This is a genomic window from Nocardiopsis sp. LDBS1602, assembly GCF_035818715.1.
In the GTDB taxonomy this organism is placed as follows: Bacteria; Actinomycetota; Actinomycetes; order Streptosporangiales; family Streptosporangiaceae; genus Nocardiopsis; species Nocardiopsis alba.
In genome coordinates this window covers 204053-223727 of record NZ_JAYLVW010000006.1, presented here as the reverse complement: position 1 = coordinate 223727, position 19675 = coordinate 204053, and the positions used below count along the sequence as shown (strand labels likewise).

The window sequence follows — 19675 nt, the reverse complement described above, 5'->3', positions numbered from 1 at the left end:
GGAGCTTTTCGCGCATAGGAAGTCTCGGCAAGGGGCCGTACGGTCGTAGACGTTCCGAAACGACCCGAAGGAGAACCCATGACCGTCACCGAATCCGGCACCACGACCCCGACCTGGCGTCCGCGTCTGCTTGGGGTGGTCGCCGCCACCGTCGCCAACATCGTCCTCATCCTCCTCGCGCCCCTGTTCGACGCGAACATGGAGATCATCGGCCCCGATGGAGAGACCGCGGTCGTCGGCGTCCAGCACTTCGCGCTCTTCACCGCCGTGTTCGCCCTGCTCGGGTGGGCCGCGCTGGCCGTGGCCGAACGTCTCTTGGGCGCGGCCCGTGGACGCCTCGTATGGACGGTCGTTGCGGTGCTCTTCACCCTGCTGTCCTTCGTGCCGTCCCTGTCGGTCGGGGCCACCGTCGCCACCGAGGTCGTCCTCGTCCTGTCGCACGTGGTGGTCGCCGCCATCGTCGTCCCGGTGTTCCGGCGCACCTCCGAGCCGGTCTGAACCCCCGGTCCTGGCAGGGGCGGGCCCCGTCCCCGGTCAGACGGGGACGGCCGCCAGGGACTCCGGTTCCTCCGTGACGGAGGCGTCGGAAGACGCCTTCTCGAAGCGGGAGGGGAACGGGAAACGGTCCCGGAGGAAGTCGTGGACCATGCGCGTCGCGGCCTCCCGTCTCTCCGGCGGGGTGGCGACATCGTTGAGGCAGAAGAAGTCGACCTCCTCGGCGGCCTCCAAGGCCGCGAGTCTGTCGGTGGCGTCCGGGGTCCCGATGTCCACGTATCGCATTCGGTACTCGCCGGGCACGGCGCGTCCGGTGAACATCGCGTAGTGGTGGTGCATGGTCGCGGCGAACCCCACGTCCTCCAACGACCGGAAACGGGAACGAGTGGTGCGCTCCACCTCTCGGTGGTAACGCTCCTCCAGTTCCAACGCCACTCGCCGGATCTGCGGGTGAGGGGTGTGCTTGAACTTGTGCGTGATGTGGCGGCCGAAGTCCCGGGCGAACAGCTCACGTACGTTCTTGCCGGCCGAATTCGGCGCGGGTTCGCCCGTCACCGGTTCCCCGATACCGAACTGGAAGGGGGAGAAGGGCACCCGCGCGATGCCGTTGGCGTGGAAGAACCTCTCGGCCTGCACCGGGCGGGCCAGGAACACGTCGTCGTTGAAGTACAGGTACCGCTCGGCGAGGCCGGGGATGTGGTGCAGACGGGCACCGATGGCGTGCGAGTTGAAGGTCGGTAGCGCTTCGAGGTCGAGGATCTCCCGGTGGTCCACCACGGTGATCCCCTCGGCCGCGGTGTCCAACCAGTGGGGCACCTGGTCGTCGGTGACCAGGTGGACATGGCGCACGAACGGCGCGTACATCTCCAGCGCCCGCAGGGAGTAGCGCAGCTCGTCGCGATCGGTGAACCGGGAGGCGTTGGCCGCGCGGCCGTCGGCGCCGACCGTCTCGCCGCGATGACGGGCGCGCTTGGCGGCGTGCTCGGGGTCGTCGCCGTCGACCCAGGTGTAGACGACGTCGATGGGGAAGTCGACCTCGTCGGTGAGCTTCCAGGTGAAGGGCTCGAAGGTGGGGTGCTCTCGACCGGCGACGGTCAGCGTGGCCGGCTTCCTGTGGGAGGAGGGCAGCACATCGGCGACCTTGTTGCGGGTGGGCGCCACCAGGGAATCGGCGAGCACCTCCGGCGGGGCCTGCACTCGCAGACGACCCAGGATCTCCTCGAAGTCCTCGCGCTCCGCCAGCCGGGCTCCATCACGCCAGAACTGCACGTCGCAGCCGTATTCGAAGCCGCCCAGTACACGGCCGGTCGGGGAGAGCAGGGGTTCGGCGAAACGGATGATCAACCCCGACTTGATCCGCTCGTCCAAGGCTCCGTCGACATAGGCGGAGAAGGAGTCCACGACCCCTCCGGTCCCGGGTTTGATCGCGAAGACCGCGCTGCTCCGGTACAGCTCGCGCATGGCGTCCAGGAAGGGCTTGCGGTCGCGCCGCCGCAGACCCACCACGTGCCGGAGCGGAGAGCGCCCCCTCACCAGGAAGTGCTCCAGCCCCGCGTGTTCGAGGGCGGCGGTGACCAGCGCGAGGTTGTGCGCGGAGGCGCCCACCGAGGTGAAACGGTCCACCGTCCGGCCCAGATACTCGGCGTCGTCCAGGGCGAAGGGGGCCACTTCGGGGTCGTTCTCACGCAGTTCCCGACGGCGGGCGGCGATCTTGGCCAGGCGTCGTTCCTCGGCGGCGCGGGCGTCGGCCTCCCGCTGCTCGGCGGCCCGTCGTTCCCGGGTCGCCGGAGGCAGGAGACGCTCTCCGGTGCGCTTGATACGAGAGGACATCGACATGGACATCGCCCCTTCCGTGGTCGGGCCATCGAAGGTGGAGTCCATGGATGACTGGTTCCACGCGGGCCGCAGTGAGGACGGGCGGATCGGATCATCCGTTGTCCCGAAGGTGAACGATGAGACCTTTTCTTCTCCTACGGTCCGTCGCGGGTCTCTGACCATGTGTTCATCTGTCGAGATGAGAGTGGGGTCGGGTGTCTTCTGGGATGGCGTTCAACGGGGAACTTCAGTTCGGTTTACACGTTGACGTGGCCGGATGTGGACAGCATAAAGATTCCGCATGTCAAGTGTGGTTCTTGGTTCCACTTGCGTCCGGCTGGAGAGGGGCTCGATTGTGGCGGCTTATAGGCGCTGACTAATGTCCTGAGTTGTTCCCCTGGGCGCGACCGTCGGTCCTCGGGTCCTCATATCCTTCCCATCCCTGGACAGGCATCCCCCATGTGTCGCTCCTTGACCCGTGCGACGGCGGTCTCCACCGCCGGCGCCCTCGTACTCGCTCTGATGTTCGCGCCGCCGGTAGCGGCCGAACCCGATCCACCGGATCCGTCCGATTCCGAACAACAGCAGGAGTTCGACGCTCTGGCTCTGGCCGAGCAGAGTGGCGAACCGGTGGAGATCCCGGGGCTGACCGACGAGAAGACCCGCCATCTGGCCAACCCGGATGGATCACTGACCGCGGAGATCTCCGCGCTTCCGGTGCGAACCCGTTCCGCCGATGGCTGGGTGGACATCGATACGACCCTGGTCAAGGCCGAGGACGGCACCGTGCGGCCACGGGCCGCCGGTATGGAGATCGGTTTCTCCGGCGGCGGCGACGCCGACATGGCCCGGATCGGGATCGGCTCCAACAGTGTTTCCCTGGGATGGGTCGAGGAACTCCCAGAACCCACCTTGGAAGGGGATCGGGCCACCTACGCGGACGTACTGCCCGATGTCGATCTGGTTCTGACGGCCGGGGCCGAGGGGTTCAACCAGGTCCTGGTGGTGCACACCCCCGAGGCCGCTCGGCTTCCGGAGCTGGCCGAGCTGGAACTGCCCCTGTCCACGACCGGTGTGACCATGACCGTGGACGAACACGGCAACCTCGACGCCGTGGGCGACAACGGGGGGCAGAGTGTGTTCTCCGCCGAGGCGCCGGCCATGTGGGACTCGACTGCGGATCCCGAAGCGGTGGAGATCGAGGACCCCGTCGCCGGCCCCTTCACCACCTCGAAGGTCGAACTGTTGGAGACCTCGGTGAACGTCGACCGTATCCGCCTGATCCCCGACCAGGGGATGTTGTTGGACGAGGCGACCGAGTTCCCGATCTATATCGACCCCTCGGTGAACGCCAGTCGTCCCAACTGGGCCTATGTGGACAGGGCCTTCCCCAACCAGAGCTATTTCAACCCGTCGGTGGCCAGCGTGGGTGTCGGCCGGGTGGTCGAAGGGGGAACCTACACAAGGCGGGCGTTCTTCCAGTTCACTGTGATGGCCCGTACCAACCAGGCGAACACGGTCATCAATTCCGCGACCTTGAGGACCGAGGTCGAATGGGCCTATAGCTGTACCAGCAATTCCTATATTCAGCTACAGCGGGTGGGGGCCTTTAACCGGAATACCACCTGGAACAACCAGCCCTCTACTCAGGGCGGGGTTCTGGACACTCAGAACGTGCGCGGTGGCTGGGCGACCTGCCCGGCCTCCAGCGGAGTGGAGTTCGACGCCACCGCGGCCTATCGCTGGGGTGCGAACAACAACGTCTCCCACATCTATCTGCGCCTCAAGGAACGTGACGAGTCGGGCAGCTCCGCGTGGCGGAGGTTCAACACGAGAAGCAAGCCCCCGGTTCTCGTGGTCAACTACAACAACCCTCCCGCTCAGGTGAGTACGGCTGGTATGTCCGACTCCCTTGGGGGCGCCTGCTCGACGGACAAGGACAACCCGCGGCTGATCAACAACACGACGACGACCTTCCGCGCGACCATTCGCGACTATGACGCCCGTGCGGCCTGGGGCGGTCAAAAGCTCAAGGTCCGCTTCGCCTGGTGGGCCGATGGAGAAGGCGACCGTCTCGGTGAGGCGGACTCCACCTATGCCGATGTGGGTTACTGGCCCAACGGTTCCGAACGGGCGGTCACGGTCTCCGGTCTGCCGGAGAACCGGCTTCTGGGGTACAGGGCCAGAGCCCATGACCAGATCGCCTGGGGGGACGCCTGGTCCGGATGGTGCTGGATCAAAATCGACACCACCAAGCCTGATACCGGTCCGCGAGTGTCTTCCAGCGACTATCCGAACGATGACACCCCGCATGGAAGCGTGGGTCGTTCCGGTGACTTCACCTTCGACAACAACGGTGTCGAAGAGGCCACCGCGTATCACTACAGTCTCAATGACACCTCCTGTAACACCGAGGTGAGGCTGGACAGCCCGGGCGCGAGTGCGACCGTTCCCATCACACCTCGTCATAACGGCGCGAACATGATCTACGCCCGCACGGTCGACGCCTACGGGAACTCCTCCGAATGCGAGCTGGCCTATTACTTCCTCGCCGCGCCTCCGAGCGGCCCCGTCGCCCACTTCCGTCTGGGCGAGGGAGAAGGGGACACCGCCGTCGACTCGGTCGATACGGACCGCACGGCCACGGCCTCTGGAGACATCTCCTGGACACGAGGACGGGTCGGTGAGCCGACCGGTCGTGGATATCGGCTCGAAGGGGCGGCCCTGGACACGAACAGTGGTCAGCGTCTTCGAACCGAGAACCCCATCATCGATACGGACTCGGCCTTCTCGGTATCCGCTTGGGTGAGGCTGGACGAGACCGACCCGAGCCGGGCCTATACGGCCGTGGCTCAGGACGGTGAGCGGCACAGCGGTTTCTACCTGGGCTATCAGCACACCCAAGGTGGTCGTTGGATCTTCAAACAGGCCCCCTACGACGGGGACGCCACCGCGATCTCCGAACGAGTGCTCTCGACTGAACGGGCCCAGAGAGGGGTCTGGACCCACCTGCTCGGCACCTACGACCCTGAGGACGGGGCTTTGACCCTGTACGTGGACGGTGTGGCCCAGGGGACCCATATCCAGGAGACGGCCTGGAACGCCGAAGGCCCCTTCGTGATCGGTGGAGCCAAGTACCGAGGTACTTATTACGATTTCTGGCCCGGAGCCATCGATGACGTCCGCGTCTGGGATCGCGTGTTGACCGATGACGCCGCCTACGCGACCGATGGTGAGAACTCAGAGGTGTGGAACCTGGCCAATCGACCCATCGCCCTGGAAGGACGTTGGAGATTGGACGAGACGGAGGGGACGATCGCCTCGGACTCCTCCGACCACGGTTTGGACGCCACTTTGCACGCCGATCCGCTGACCGCGTGGAACGATGCCCTGAACGAGGTGACCTTCGCCCCCGGTGTGAGCCTGAACGTGGCCGAGCGCGAACACCTGACCACCGAGGGGCCCGCGATCCGCGCGGATCGCAGTTACAGCGTGGCGACCTGGGCGCGTCTGGACGAGGTGGGGAACAACGCCACGGCCGTGGCTCAGAACGGCACTGATCACAGCGCTTTCTATCTCGGTTACCAGCACACCCTGGACTATGACAACTGGGTGATGAAGTTGCCTCCCGAGGACCGCACGGGTGCTCGTGGATGGCACCGTTCACTGTCGAACCAGACCGCCGAGTTCGGGCGTTGGACACACCTGGCCGCGACCTATGACCACACACGAGGTGAGGTCGAGCTGTTCGTGGACGGGGTCGGCCAAGGGGCGATCGAGGTCTCCGATGCCTGGCATGCCAGTGGGGAGACCGTCATCGGAGGAGCCCGGTTCGAGAAGTCGTTCTTCGACCCCTGGTCGGGCGACCTCAGTGATGTTCACACCTACCAAGGGGTTCTCGACGAGGACGAGATCCGAGCGGTCATGGAAGGTATCTCACCGGCCCCCTCTCTTTGAGCGGTCTCCGTTCACCACCTGATTCCCCCACCTCTCCTTCGGGTGCCCTTCGGGGCCGCCATAAGAAAGGTTCGTCGTGTCCGAGACACCCCCCAAGGTGCCAGACCCCCGCCCAGGGTCCGCCATATCGGAAGCGGATCCTCCCAAGCCCCCCGAGACCCGGACCATGGCCAACAGCCGTGTAATCCGGTTCTTGAAGGGACCAGGCGCCTATGTGACGGCGCTTCTCATGGTCGGAACACTGTTGCAGTCCGTTCCGGCCTCCTCGACCACCTTCAACGTCCGTCCTGAGACGGAGGACGAGGAGTCGGTCGACGGTCACGATGTCGAGGGGGCCTTCGTCCAGGCCTCGGAGGCTCTGGGCGATGTGGTCGACGCCGCCGTGACGGCACCGTTGACCGCCGCGTGGCCCGACCCGGAGGTGGCCGACGTCGATCTCGGGGACCCCGGCGCGGGGGTCCCCGTGGGCGATGGTCCGGTCACCGTGTCCCAGGTGTCGGACGAGGTACTGGAGGAGTGGGCTCAAGAGCTCGGTGTCGAAGGGAGTGAGCCGGAGGAGGCCCCCGAAGGGTCGGAGTCCTCTGAGGACCCGGATGTCGGCCCTGAGGTGAACACCACCGAGAGCGAGGACGACGAGTTCTCGGACGAAGAAGGTCGGGAGCAGACTCCGGAGGGGGGCGAGCCTCTCGAAGAGGAACGGGTAGAAGAGAACCTCACGGAACAGGAGGATGCGCCCGAAGAGACCTCCCCGGTCGTGGCGAGCGTGGATTCGATCCAGGTCGAGGTCCTCGGCAGGGAACGTGCCGAAGACGCGGGCGTCGCGGGGCTGTTGCTCGAACTGACCCGGACCGACGGAGAGACCGCGGCGGGGCCGATCGACATCACCGTCGACTACTCCGACTTCGCCCATGCCTACGGTGGGGACTACGGAGGCCGTCTGGACATCGTGGCCGTCGACGCGTGTTCCTCGGAGGGGGACGACACGTGTTCCGAACCGTCTCCTCAGGTGACCGAGAGCGATAACGACCCCCTTCTGCAAGAGGTCGGCGCGACGGTACTGCTGGCCGAAGGCTCGACCCTTATCGCGGTCGCCTCGGACGGTGACGGAGACAAGGGCGACTACAAGGCGACCGACCTCTCCGCCTCCTCCAGTTGGGAGGTGGGGCTCCAGACAGGGGACTTCTCCTGGAGTTACCCGATGGACACACCGCCGGTCGCGAGCGACCTCACACCCAGTGTCGAGCTGTCGTACTCGTCGGGGTCGGTCGATGGTCGGGTCTCCTCGTCCAATAACCAGACCTCCTGGATCGGTGAGGGGTTCAACTACACCCCTGGCTTCATCGAGCGTAGATATGTCCCCTGTGCCGAGAAACAGCCGGATTCGGCGAAGACCGGGGATCTCTGCTGGTCGCATCAGAACGCGATCTTCTCCCTGAACGGTCGCTCCGGCGAGATGTTCCAGGGCGAGGACGGCACGTGGCGCATGCGCCACGACGACGCGTCGAAGATCGAACGTCTCACCGGTGCCACCAACGGCGACGACGACGGTGAACACTGGAAGATCACCACTACGGACGGCACTCAGTACTACTTCGGGTTGAACCGACTGCCCGGATACCGGAGTGGAAACCCGGAGACGAACTCCACCTGGACCGTTCCGGTGTACGGACGGGACTCGGGAGACCCCTGCAACGGGTCGAACTTCGCGAATTCCTGGTGCCAGCAGGGATGGAGGTGGAACCTCGACTACGTGGTCGACCCCCTCGGCAACGCCATGACGTTCTACTACGCCAAGGAACGCAACCACTACGGTCGTAACGGGCAGGCGGGCTCGCCCACGCCTTACGATCGTGGCGGCCATCCCACGCGTATCGAGTACGGTCTGCGTTCGGACGACCTGTACGCGACGGCCCCGGCCCGAGTGAACTTCTCCGTCAGCGAGCGCTGCATCCCCACCGATTCCTTCGACTGCGCTCCGGACAAGTTCACCAGTGCCAACGCCCGCCACTGGCCGGACGCTCCGTTCGACCAGAACTGCGATTCCGGGCAGAACTGCACCAACAGGCTCGCCCCCACCTTCTGGTCCAGGAAGAAGCTGGATTCCGTCACCACACAGGTCCACGACGGCTCCTCCTACCAGAGCATCGACTCTTGGACACTGGACCACAGCTATCCGGCGACCGGCGATGGGACCCCGTCTGACCTGTGGCTCAAGTCGATCAGCCACAAGGGGCATGTCGGAGACACCGAGACGATGCCGACCCTGGAATTCGGCGGAACCCAGTTCGAGAACCGGGTCGACGCGCGAGACGACGGCTTCGCCCCCATGCTGAAGTGGCGTATCACCTCGATCCTGACCGAGAGCGGCTCGCGGATCGACGTCGGCTACGCCTCCGGTGAGTGCGATCCGCGGGACATGCCGGAACCACATGCGAACGGCACGCGCTGCTTCCCCGTCATCAACTCCACTGCGGACGGCAAGAGCGAGTACACGGACTGGTTCCGTAAGTACGTGGTGACCCAGGTCAGTGAACACGACCTGGTCACCGACCAGCCCGAGGACATCGTGACGTATGAGTACGTCGGTGACGCCGCCTGGCGTTTTCGGGACGCCGACGGGATCAGTCGGGAGAAGCAGCGGACCTGGTCCGACTGGCGCGGCTACGAACTGGTACGCGTCACCGAAGGGGTCTCGAACCAGACCCGCTCCCAGACCGAGCATCGGTTCTTTCGAGGGATGCACGGGGACAAGCTGCCGAACGGTAACCGTGACGTCAAGGTCACGGACTCGGAAGGCGGAGAGCACACCGACCACAATCAGTACAACGGGTTCAAGCTCGAAGAGGCCACCCTCAACGGGCCTGGTGGAGACGTGGTCGAGAAGACCATCAATCTGCCGTGGAGCCGGGTCACCGGTGAGCGCGGCTTCTCCTGGGGCGAACTCCAGGCACGCATGACGGGTATGGCCTCCAGCACCCAGTTCACCGCGGTCGACGATGGGTGGATGCGTACCCGTGAGACGGCCGAATACGACTCCCTGGGCAGGGTCACCCGAGTCCATGACCATGGTGATCTGGGAGACCCCGACGACGACCAGTGTGTCGAGACCACCTACGCGGACAACACCTCCCTGCACATCCTGGACGCGGTGTCCCGCACCCGCAGGGTCGCCGTCGGCTGTGATTCCGAGGCCACCGTCGCCGACGTTCTGAGCGACACGAGGACCCTCTTCGACGGAGGAGATTTCGGAGAGGCACCCACACGCGGGCTGGCCACCGAGGAACAGAGGATCGAGGACCACGACGGCTCCACCCCCGTCTATCAGACGGTGGAGCGGAGCGAACACGACGACTACGGTCGTACGATCTCCGAAACCGACCCTCTCGGGAACACGACCACGACGACCTACGCGTCGAACACCACCGGTGGGAACGAGACCAGTGTCACGACCACCAACCCGCTCGGACATACGGAGACGGTGCTTCACGATGGCGGTCGTGGACTTCCACTCACCGAGATCGACGCCAACGGTAATCGGACCGACTTCGCCTACGATCCCTTCGGGCGTCTGACCGAGGTATGGACCCCCGACAAACAACGGGGCCAGGGCGGAGACCCCGCCATGAGGTTCGAATACCACATCAGCAACGAGGAACCCTCCGTCGTCGTGACACATACTCGACGTGACGACGGGACGTACGTCTCCGGGTACCAGATCTACGACGGTCTGTTGCGCGAGCGTCAGAGCCAAGATCCCGCGCCCGGTGGTGGCCGTGTCATCTCGGAGACCTTCCGGGACAGCCGAGGGCTCGAGGTGAAGGAACGGCACGCCTATCACAATGAGGAGGATCCCGGCCGTTCTCTGTTCGTGGTCGCCAACGAGGACAGTGTCCCTCGCTACACCGAAACGGTGTACGACGGTGCCGAACGGCCCACCGAGGTGATCACCTTCTCCCGTGGGCGAGAGATGTGGCGGACCGTCTCGGAGGACCGCGGGGACCGTCAATCGGTCACCCCGGCCGAAGGTGCCATCCCCACCACCACGATCAAGGACGTTCGCGGCCAGACCGTGGAGCTCCGTCAGCACGAGGGCGACGGTCCGGACGCGGACTACACAGCGCTGACCTATACCTACACACCCGCCGGTCAGCTCGAAACCGTGACCGACCCGGCCGGAAACGTCTGGCGTAACCACTACGACCTGCGCGGGCGTAAGATCCGCACCGACGATCCGGATCGTGGTACCACCACCTTCGTCTACGACGACGCGGACCGCCCCGTCTCGACCACCGACGCGCGCGGTGAGACGGTCGCCCACGTCTACGACGAGCTGGGACGCAAGACCGCCCAGCACGCGGGGGACACCGACGGCCCCCTCCTGGCCTCTTGGACCTTCGACACGGTCGCGAAGGGAGAACTGACCCGGGCCACCCGCTACGTGGACGGGAAGGAGTACACGACCTCCGTCGGCGCCTACGACTCGCTGGGGCGCGCGACCGCGACGTCGATCGGCATCCCCCGGGACGAGGACCTCGGCGGGTTGAGCGGTACCTACCGCTTCCGGACCACCTACAACTCCGATGGGACCATTCGGACCAACACCTACCCGGCGATGGGCGGTCTCCCCGAAGAGATCGTCAGCTATGGCTACAACGAGTTGGGCATGCCCACCCGTGTCCGAGGGCTGACCGAGGCGGAGTCGCTCTATTACGTCAACGACACCGTGTACTCCAAGCTGGGGCTGGTGCTCCAACGGGAGTTCTACCGCGGAGACGGTTCCACCTCGCCCAAGAGGACCTGGTCGACCCGGACCTATGAGACGTCCACCAACCGGATGCTCAGTGCCCGAGTGCACCACGAGATCGGTCACGGCAGTCTGGTCGAGCAGCACTACTCCTATGACCCGGCCGGGAACGTCCTGAGCATCAGAGACGAACCCACCGCGGTCGAGCAGAGCGACGTACAGTGCTTCGACTACGACGAGATGCGGCGTCTGATCAGTGAATGGACGTCCAAGGACAGGGGAGAGGATGCCTGTGCCTCCGCCCCCTCTCCGGACAACGTGGGCGGCGCGTCACCCTACTGGTACGACTACACCTATGACGCTCTGGGGAACCGGACCGGCGAGACCCGGCACGGGGTCATGACCGACTCCAGCGTCGTCAATACCTTCCACCGTCCCGAAGCCGGAGAGGCCCGCCCCCACGCGGTCACCGAGCGAGAGAGCAGCGGCGACGACAACACCTCCACCTACTCCTACGACGAGGCCGGGAACATGGTCTCCCGGAAGACGGGCCACCGTGACCAGACCCTGGAGTGGGACGCCGAAGGTCAGCTGGTCGGGGTCCGGGACGGGACGAACAAGACCTCGTTCGTCTACGACGCCGAAGGAGAACGACTCCTCCGGGACGACGGGAACACGGTGACCCTCTACCTCCCCGGTACGGAGATCACCTATCACAAGAACGACCTCGTGATGAACGGCACGCGGTTCTACGAGCACAACGACGAGGTCGTTGCCAGCCGCTCCGCGACGGGTCAGGTGCATTGGATCTTCTCCGATCACCACAAGACGGGGCAGCTCGCCCTGGACTCGGTCACAGGCGAGTCGATTCGACGTCGGTTCACCGCTTTCGGTATCGACCGGGGCACGGCCGGCGGCACCTGGCCCAACTCGCGCGGCTTCGTCGGAGGGGTCGTCGATGAGGGGATCGGGTTGACCCGTTTGGGCGCACGGTCCTACGACGAGGAACTCGGTTCGTTCATCTCCGCGGACCCGGTCATCGACTTTGGTGACTCCCAGCAGATGCACGGGTTCTCCTACGCCAACAACAGCCCTGTGTCCTTCACCGACCCGGACGGTCTGTTCCTGCGCAGGACCTTCGCCCGAGCCCGCGCGTGGGCCGCTCAGCGCGCGCGTCAGGCCGCGATCCGCGCCTACCGTATTCGCCAGGCGGCGATCCGTGCCTGGCGTATCCGTCAAGCGGCGATCCGCGCCCACCGCATTCGTCAGGCCGCGATCCGCGCGGCTCGCATCCGCGCGGCCCAGGCGCGTATGGCCCGTATCCGAGCGGCACAGCGCAGGGCCGCGGCGATGAGAGCGGCCGCTCTACGCAGGGCCGCGGCTCAGAGAGCGGCACGCGCTCGAGCCGCCCGCATCGCGGCGGAAAGGCGCCGACAGGCCGCCATACGCCGTTCCAAAGTAGTTGGGGAAGGGCCTCGGAAGTTGGGTCCTTCCAACGGTCGAGAAGAAGCCAAACCACTGGGCCTCTACCAAGGTCCACTGGTGCACTCTGGAAGGCCAAGAAAGGGATTGGGAGGTAGCGGCCAGATAGATGAGGGGATTGGCCGTTCGGGGAGTTTTGGGCGACAAGGCGGTATTAATTCGGAGCAGGCTAGAGAAATATGTACCACCAGAATGGAATATAGGTATAGGGTTATTTATGGAGTGGGTGGAATTGGGGTTGGTGGTATAATTGGTGGAAACTTGGGGGGTGGGATCGGTGCGATTGCAGGTATCGTAGGTGGCCCGCCCGGAGTTGCTGCGGGTGCTATCACTGGAGCTTTTAGTGGGGCTTTGAGTGGGGCAGGTATAGGGTATTCAGCGGCTGCTGACCGAGGAAGTGTGGTGGGCAAGATAGAAGCAATCAGGCAATGCTGATGAAGGTTGATGTGTTGCCGGGTTTTGGTAGATGATGCTATGTCTGGGGCTTGGTTGAAGTTTAGTCAAGCCCCAGATACTTGTCTGGTTTGGGAGAGTGATGGAATTGAGTTCCATGGTTAGAATTTCTCTGGGTTCTGCCCTGTTGGCCTTGGTGGTGCTGGTTGGTTTCTTTGTTATGTCTCTTGGTCTCGGGGTAGGGGGTGGTGGCGTGAGCTACAGTGCGCATCTCTGGTTGGCGCTACTGGTCCCTTATCAGATTGTCCTTATGTGGATTATGATTACTCTTCCTGAGGGTGAAAAATGGTTTCCTGGAGTTCAAGGGAAAATTAGATTCGCAATTCCTGTGGTTTGGGTTCTTTGTATTCTTTTCTTGTTGTCCGGCTTGTGGGTTGCGTTCTTTGACATGGGCATTTTGCTTTTGGTTGCCGCGAGTGGAGTTTTCTCTTTGATTGTTTCAGTTATTTCTTTTTCTGCTTCCTTTTCTGGGCGGGGGATGTTTGGGGTTTAATATTTCATACTGAGGTTCACATGCTGGATTTTAGAAGAATGAGCAGCGATACTCTGGGTGCCCTGGAGGATGCTGGATGATACTCGGGGAGATTTTTGAAGGATGCGGAACCCTGGTATGGCGAACTGCGTGGTATGGGGTACCCTGAAAATCAATTTGCCTTGGAGTTTCTGAGGGGGCTGGGGGTCTCGTTATTGGGCCTGTTGAGAATGAAGATGCCCATTTTGTAAATTATGAACCCTTGAATGTTGATCCATTCTCTGCGGATGTCATGGGTGTGTCTTTTTTTGAGGAGATGTCTGACCTGGTTCAGGAGCCCTGCTTTCCTGTGGGGGAATGGTTGAGCTATAGTTCTGTTTTTCTGACGGTGTCTGGGCGCATGATGGCTGGAGGTCTCGGCTACGTCTGGCTTCTTGGGGACTCCCCTGAGGAGGGCGTTCAGCAAGCTGTCATGGCGGATCGAGATCTCGTGTGTATTCATGCTGATAATGGTCTCCCCCCTTGGCCTTAGAACTCACCTCAAGCGACGAACGGCATCGTGGTCCACGCGAATTTTTCGTCCACGCGGGGCCGGCTCGGTGTAAGAGATCCGGTCCCATGAAAATGGAGTAGAGTTTCGAGGGGCCTTGTGGTCTATTTTGAAGATCAGAGTCATCGGCTGGTGTGTGGGGGAGTGAGGTCGGAGCTTGCCTCGAAGTGAACATGCTGCACGTTGATCTGATTCCTTTCTGGCGGGGGTTGATCTTCATGATGGCACGATGTTCGACTCTCCCCAGTTGGTGCGGTTGGTGGGAGAAATTGATATCTTGGTCGAGTGAAATTTCGACGCGAAGAGCGATTCGGTGGCATTCAAGTCCATCCTGGACGGAGTGGTCAGGCCTGGGGGCTACCTGTGGAGCTCCGGTCGTTGATTCGACTCGATCCCTGGGGCCATCTCGATCATCTTCCTGGATGAGCTGGAGAGGGGCTTCAATCCTCTTGAGCCATGGTCTTCGGTGAGGCCACGACTCACTGTCGATGAAGACGGAAATTCCATCTCCGAATGGCGGACCAGTGTCTCGGCGGTACGTGAGTTCCTGGGTGGGTGCTGAGGTTCGTAGTCGTTTGACTCGTAAATCTGGATCCCCACCAGGCGGTGTCCTGTGGGGCTCCAGATGGACTTGATGGCAGTGGTCGACGGCAATGTCCTCCGCATGGCGGTGGGTCATCGTGGTCGGGGCCGCCGTCTCGGTGCTCTCAGGGCTGCCGAGCACGGTGCCGAGAGTGTCGGTGGGCCTACTTCTTCTCCTACGTTCCGTCAGGGGGATCTGACCATGCGTTCATCTGCGGTGATGAGAGGGTGTACATCGTGGGGTTCGATGTGGTTTACACGCTGACGTGGCCGGATGTGGTCGGTATGAGGATCTCGCACGTCAGATGTGGTTCTCGGTTCCACTTTCGTCGGGACGGGGGAACGAGTGATTGTGGTGCCCTATAGATGCCGACTAATGTCCTGAGCCAGTTCCCAGAGGCGAGTTTCATGCGCTGGGTTCTCATATCTCCCATGAACCTGGACAGGCATCCCCCATGCGTCGGCCCTTCACACGCGCCGCGGCGATCTCCGTCGTCGGCGCTCTCGTCCTCTCCTTGAGCCTCGCGCCCCCCGCGGGCGCCGATACCGTCGAACACGCGCAGTCGGAGGTGGTCGCGAACTCCAACAACCCGCCCGAGCGACCGGAGACCTCCACCATCTCCGATTCCCTCGGGGGTGTGTGTCAGACGGATCCCGCGCAGCCGCGGTTGATCAACAACACCACCGTCACCTTCAACGCCCAGATACGGGACAGGGACTCCGAACGGATCGGCCAGCAGGTCAAGTCCCGGTTCGAGTGGAAGATCGACGGTGCCGACGAACCTTTGGGCACCGGCGACTCCGTTTATGTGACCGTCCGGGCATGGCCGGACGGCACCTACCGGCCGGTGACCGCGCGCGGTCTTCCGGAGAAGGAACTCATCGCCTACCGGGCGCGTGGTCACGACCGGACCGACTGGGGGCCGTGGTCCTCCTGGTGCTACATCAAGATCGACACCACCAAGCCCGAATCCGCGCCAGAGGTGACCTCCACCGACTATCCGGCGGGGGACAGGGTCCAGGGCTCGGTCGGTAGATCGGGGGAGTTCACCTTCTCCAACAACGGGGTGGAAGCCGCCACGGCCTACCACTACAGCGTCAACGACGCCTCCTGCTCGACCAAGATCACCTTGGACGAGCCTGGCGCGAGCGCGACGGTGACCATCACCCCGGTCCGTAGCGGCCCCCACGTCATCCACGCTCGAACCACCGATGTCCACGGCAACTCCTCCGTATGTGAGTCGGTGTACCGCTTCATCGTCGCACCGCTCTCGGACCCGGTGGCGTATTTCCCCTTGGACGAGGGCCAGGGCACCACGAGCACCGATGTGATGGATCGGAGCCGCACGGCCACCGCGCTCCAGGACCTGGACTGGACACGCGGCCGTGTCGGAGCGCGGGCCGGCGGGTCCTACCGCCTCGAAGGCGCCGCCGCCCAGATCGGTGGGAACTCCATGCTGGCCACGGACGGACCGGTCGTCGACACGAGCGGATCGTTCTCGGTCTCCGCCTGGGTCTACCTCGACGAGCTGCCGACCGGGAACGCCACCGCCGTTGCCCAGGCCGGTGAGTCGGGTTCCGGTTTCCACCTCGGTTACCAGGGCGATGCCGCCCAGGCCTGGACTTTCACGATGGCGTCGCACGATGGTGACCCCGCCACGTGGACCTACGCCGACGCCACGACCCCGGTGGAGACCGGGGTGTGGACCCATCTGCTCGGTGTCCACGACCCCGACAGCGGTGAGATCGCCCTGTACGTCGACGGTGTGGAGCGGTCCCGTGTCGAGCACGCCGGTGCCTGGAGTGCCGAGGGTGAACTCCTCTTGGGTGGCGGTAAGCACGAGGGGGACCTGACCCACCAGTGGCCCGGTGCGATCGACGACGTCCGTGTCTGGAACAGGAAGGTCTTCGACGAGCCTTTCGTCGGCGGAGCGGAGGCACGCTCCGAGGTATGGGAGCTGGCCAACCGGCCCGCCGCGCTCGAAGGCCGTTGGAGGCTCGACGAGACTGAAGGGACCATCGCGGCCGACGCCTCCGACCACGATCTGGACGCGACCCTGAAAGCGGATCCGTCGACCGCGTGGGACCTGGCCTGGAACAACGCCATCTTCGCGCCCGGTGTGAGGCTGGACGCGGCCGAACGGGAACACCTGATCACCGAAGGGCCGGCGATCCGAACCGACCGCAGCTACAGCGTGGCCGCCTGGGTTCGGCTGGACGAGATCGACCACGATTCCACGGTGTTGGACCAGGGCGCTTTCTCTCTCGGCTATGAGCATGCCCCGGGTGGTGGCGACTGGGTGCTGAAGGTGGCCTCGGAGGATGGCACGGGGGCGAACGAATGGCACCGTGCCCGGTCGTCCCACCGGGCTTGGCTCGGAGAATGGACCCATCTGACCGCCACCTATGACCACAGCCTGGGACGGGTGACCCTCTACGTCGACGGTGTGGAACAAGGGTCGGTGGAGGTCTCCGGCGCCCTGCATACAGGTGACCCGGTGACGATCGGTGGCTCCTGGTCCGGGGAGGAGCTCTCCGACCCCTGGGCCGGCGATATCGGTGACGTCCACCTCTACCAGGGAACGCTTTTGAGAAGCGACATCTCCAGGGTGATGTTGGGGTCTCTTCCGCTGTCCTGACGCGTTCCCTGTGACGACGTACCTCTGAAGCGTTCGAACGGCCCGGTGGGTGTGAGCCCGCCGGGCCGAGGCCTCGTGCTCGACGTTCCCGGCTCAGGCTCTTCTCGCGTCGTTCGGGCATCTTCGGTTCCGTGGGTCGGCGAAGATCAATAATTCGCTTCTCTGGATCGGGGGATCTGATGTGAAATGGCTGAAGTCGGAAAAGGAGCCGGTCTTCGTCAGTGTTGCGATGGTCGTCTTTTTCGCCGCGATGCTGTCTTGCTATTACATTTTCCAGGGAGTCTTCAACTGGACGTTCTTTTCCTGGTTGATCGTTTGGATCTTATTGCTGGTGTTCACCATCTGGAATTATTCGACGTATGGTCGAGGTTCGAGTGATGAATGAGGTTCTCGGCGGGTCGTCTCGTGTCCCGTTCTGAAGTTGCTTCCTGGGTGAGCGGATCTCTCGGCTTCGAAGAACAAGGGAAGGGATCTCCTTGTCCCTCTTGATATACCTTCTCGCCTCCCTGGTGTTCACGGTGCTGCTCGGATTCCTGATCGCGGAGAGAAGGGGAAGAAGGTTCAAGCCGGTGGAACGCCTGGTGGTCGTGGTGTCGTTTCTCTCCGTGCTCGCGCTCTCCTTCTGGGAGCTCTACGGATATTGAACCGAGGAGATCGTCGTGGTGAATGTGGGAGAGCGGCAGAGATGAGGGGAGTCGACCGTGGCGCGTGACGAAGGAGGTGTCAGGCGAACGATCTCCCAGGCGAGGTCGACCTGGGCCGAATGGGTCGTGGCGTTTCCACCCGTGCCCCCCACCCGCGGTGACATGAACGTGTTCTCCCTGATCACCGCTCTCATGGCCCCGGCCCTGTTCGCCGTGTTCGGGATGCTGGCGCTCGACCATAAGTACGGGCTGGGCTCTTATGGGAGCAGCGCTCACGTCTGGTCGGCGATTCTGGCCTTCTGGCAGATGGCGGCCTGTTGGATAGGACTCTCATCGGGGTGGGTGGGGAGGAGGTTCCCGGAGGTCGAACGCTATGCTCGCGCGTTCGTCATCGGTCTATGGGTGCTGAACGTCCCCCTTCTTCTCTTCGGGGCCTGGTTCTTCCTGACCGCGGGGGCTCCACTGCTGCGACTGATCCCTCTGGGAGTGGCGGCCCATCTCTGTCTCGCCCTCTCGGTGGTCTCCTTCTTCCTGCCGGCCTCGAAGAGGGTCGAGCCGTGAGCCCGGCGGCGAATGTCCTGATGAACGTGGTCGCGGGGCATGAAGGTCGTCACGCCTCTGCTGAGGGCCTTGAACGGTTGACGATCGATCCCGGGAGGGTCTCTTGCGCACGATCGCCCTGCTGAACTGCGGGCTCTTCCTGTTCCTGCTGTCGTGTTTCCAGCTCGCCCACCAACGGGAGGGGCACGGGTTCTCGCTGCTCTTGGCGGTGGTGATGGTGGTCCTGTTGCTGGTCCACCTCTTCGTGCTGCGGGACGGCCGCTTCGACCGCCGGCTCTCCGCCCGGGTGACCGTGCCCTACGGTCTGTTCGTCGCGGCGATGGGGGCGTTGGTCCTCTTCGGCCTCCTGGGGGCGGAACCGTACCGGCACACGTTCGCGATCTTCGGCCTCGGCGCGCTCTTCCTCCTGGCCCCGCCGGTGCTCGCCCTCTCCGCGAAGAGAACGACACCCCCGACCCCCGCGGCTTAGCGACACCGGGGAACGCGAAGGCGCCCCGGCGGGAACTCCCAACGGGGCGCCTTCGAATGGATGACTACAGCTGCGCGGAGGCCGCCTGGTCCAGCCAGAAGACGGTCCGCTCCGCGCCGCGCGCTCCGGCCACGGGGGCCCGGTCCACGCTCGCGTTGGACAGGCCCAGCCGTACGGCCTCGGCCTTGGACTCACCCGCGGCCAGCACCCACACCTGGCGGGCGGTGCCGATGGCGCACAGGGTCAGGCTGATCCGGGTGGGCGGCGGCTTGGGGGAGTCGTGGACGGCCACCACGGCCGCCTCGTCCTCGTGCACGCCCGGTAGGCCGGGGAACAGCGACGCCACGTGGGCGTCCGGGCCCAGACCGAGCAGGCAGACGTCGAACTCCGGCACCGGGCCCTTGCCCCGCGCGGCCACGGCCAGGGCCTGCGAGTAGGTGGTGGCGGCGCGTTCGGCCTCGGCGTGGTCGGTGCCGTCGGAGGACGGCATCGGGTGCACCTGATGCGCCGGGATGTCGATGTCGGCGATGAGGGCCTCGCGCGCCTGGGTCTCGTTGCGCTCGGGGTCTCCCTCGGGCAGGAAACGCTCGTCGCCCCACCACAGGTGCACGTGGGACCACTTCATCCCGCAGGCCAGCGCCTCGTCGCGCAGGGCCGCGAGCGTGCGGATACCGACCCCGCCACCGGTCAGGACCAGGTGGAAGTCGCGCCCCTCGGTCTCGGCGCTCACGATCAGCTTCGCCAACCGCGAGGCCGCGCTCTGGGCGAGCTGCTCGGCGTCGATGGTGCGGACGATCTCCGGTTCGCTCATC

At 64.2% G+C, this 19675-nt stretch carries 13 protein-coding genes; 10 read left to right on the top strand and 3 right to left on the bottom strand.

Annotation, left to right across the window (positions count from 1 at the left end; translation table 11 throughout):
* Positions 1-78: 78 nt before the first annotated feature.
* Positions 79-498 carry a DUF6069 family protein gene (locus tag U9J66_RS19115; RefSeq protein ID WP_326338300.1) on the top strand — a complete coding sequence of 140 codons (420 nt, stop codon included), beginning with the start codon at positions 79-81 and terminating at the stop codon, positions 496-498.
* Between the two features lie 36 nt (positions 499-534).
* Here the strand turns inward: U9J66_RS19115 and U9J66_RS19110 are convergent, their stop codons facing one another.
* Entirely contained in the window at positions 535-2331 is a 1797-nt protein-coding gene (locus U9J66_RS19110) for a stealth family protein (protein WP_326338299.1), read from the bottom strand.
* A gap of 438 nt (positions 2332-2769) precedes the next feature.
* On the opposite strand from U9J66_RS19110, the gene U9J66_RS19105 reads away from it, so the two are divergent.
* The 3 genes from U9J66_RS19105 to U9J66_RS19095 all read left to right on the top strand — a co-directional run bounded on the left by U9J66_RS19105 (position 2770) and on the right by U9J66_RS19095 (position 13439).
* Positions 2770-6267: a LamG-like jellyroll fold domain-containing protein gene (locus U9J66_RS19105; RefSeq protein WP_326338298.1), complete on the top strand. Its 3498-nt coding sequence runs from the start codon at positions 2770-2772 to the stop codon at positions 6265-6267.
* Positions 6268-6496: 229 nt separating this feature from the next.
* Positions 6497-12928 (top strand): RHS repeat domain-containing protein, encoded by a 6432-nt coding sequence (locus U9J66_RS19100; protein ID WP_326338297.1) that lies wholly within the window; start codon positions 6497-6499, stop codon positions 12926-12928.
* A 100-nt stretch (positions 12929-13028) separates the two neighbouring features.
* Positions 13029-13439, top strand: a complete 411-nt coding sequence (locus U9J66_RS19095; RefSeq protein WP_148281672.1) for a hypothetical protein — start codon at positions 13029-13031, stop codon at positions 13437-13439.
* Positions 13440-13590: 151 nt separating this feature from the next.
* Here U9J66_RS19095 and U9J66_RS19090 read toward each other — a convergent pair whose 3' ends face one another.
* Entirely contained in the window at positions 13591-13920 is a 330-nt protein-coding gene (locus U9J66_RS19090) for a hypothetical protein (RefSeq protein WP_326338296.1), read from the bottom strand.
* 439 nt (positions 13921-14359) lie between these two features.
* Between U9J66_RS19090 and U9J66_RS19085 the strand changes: the two genes are divergently transcribed.
* The 6 genes from U9J66_RS19085 (at position 14360) to U9J66_RS19060 (ending at position 18863) form a co-directional block, all read left to right on the top strand.
* Positions 14360-14530 (top strand): hypothetical protein, encoded by a 171-nt coding sequence (locus U9J66_RS19085; RefSeq protein WP_326338322.1) that lies wholly within the window; start codon positions 14360-14362, stop codon positions 14528-14530.
* Positions 14531-15005: 475 nt separating this feature from the next.
* Positions 15006-17189, top strand: a complete 2184-nt coding sequence (locus tag U9J66_RS19080) for a LamG domain-containing protein (RefSeq protein ID WP_326338295.1) — start codon at positions 15006-15008, stop codon at positions 17187-17189.
* 181 nt (positions 17190-17370) lie between these two features.
* On the top strand, positions 17371-17574 hold the full coding sequence (locus U9J66_RS19075; protein ID WP_326338294.1) for a hypothetical protein: 204 nt from the start codon (positions 17371-17373) through the stop codon (positions 17572-17574).
* 91 nt (positions 17575-17665) lie between these two features.
* Entirely contained in the window at positions 17666-17833 is a 168-nt protein-coding gene (locus tag U9J66_RS19070; protein WP_326338293.1) for a hypothetical protein, read from the top strand.
* Positions 17834-17995: 162 nt separating this feature from the next.
* Positions 17996-18394 (top strand): hypothetical protein, encoded by a 399-nt coding sequence (locus tag U9J66_RS19065; RefSeq protein ID WP_326338292.1) that lies wholly within the window; start codon positions 17996-17998, stop codon positions 18392-18394.
* Between the two features lie 103 nt (positions 18395-18497).
* On the top strand, positions 18498-18863 hold the full coding sequence (locus tag U9J66_RS19060; protein WP_326338291.1) for a hypothetical protein: 366 nt from the start codon (positions 18498-18500) through the stop codon (positions 18861-18863).
* A gap of 64 nt (positions 18864-18927) precedes the next feature.
* On the opposite strand, the gene pgl is transcribed toward U9J66_RS19060, so the two are convergent.
* The gene (gene pgl / locus U9J66_RS19055; protein ID WP_326338290.1) at positions 18928-19674 is read right to left on the bottom strand and encodes a 6-phosphogluconolactonase; all 747 of its coding nucleotides are present in this window, start codon (positions 19672-19674) and stop codon (positions 18928-18930) included.
* Position 19675 lies beyond the last annotated feature (1 nt).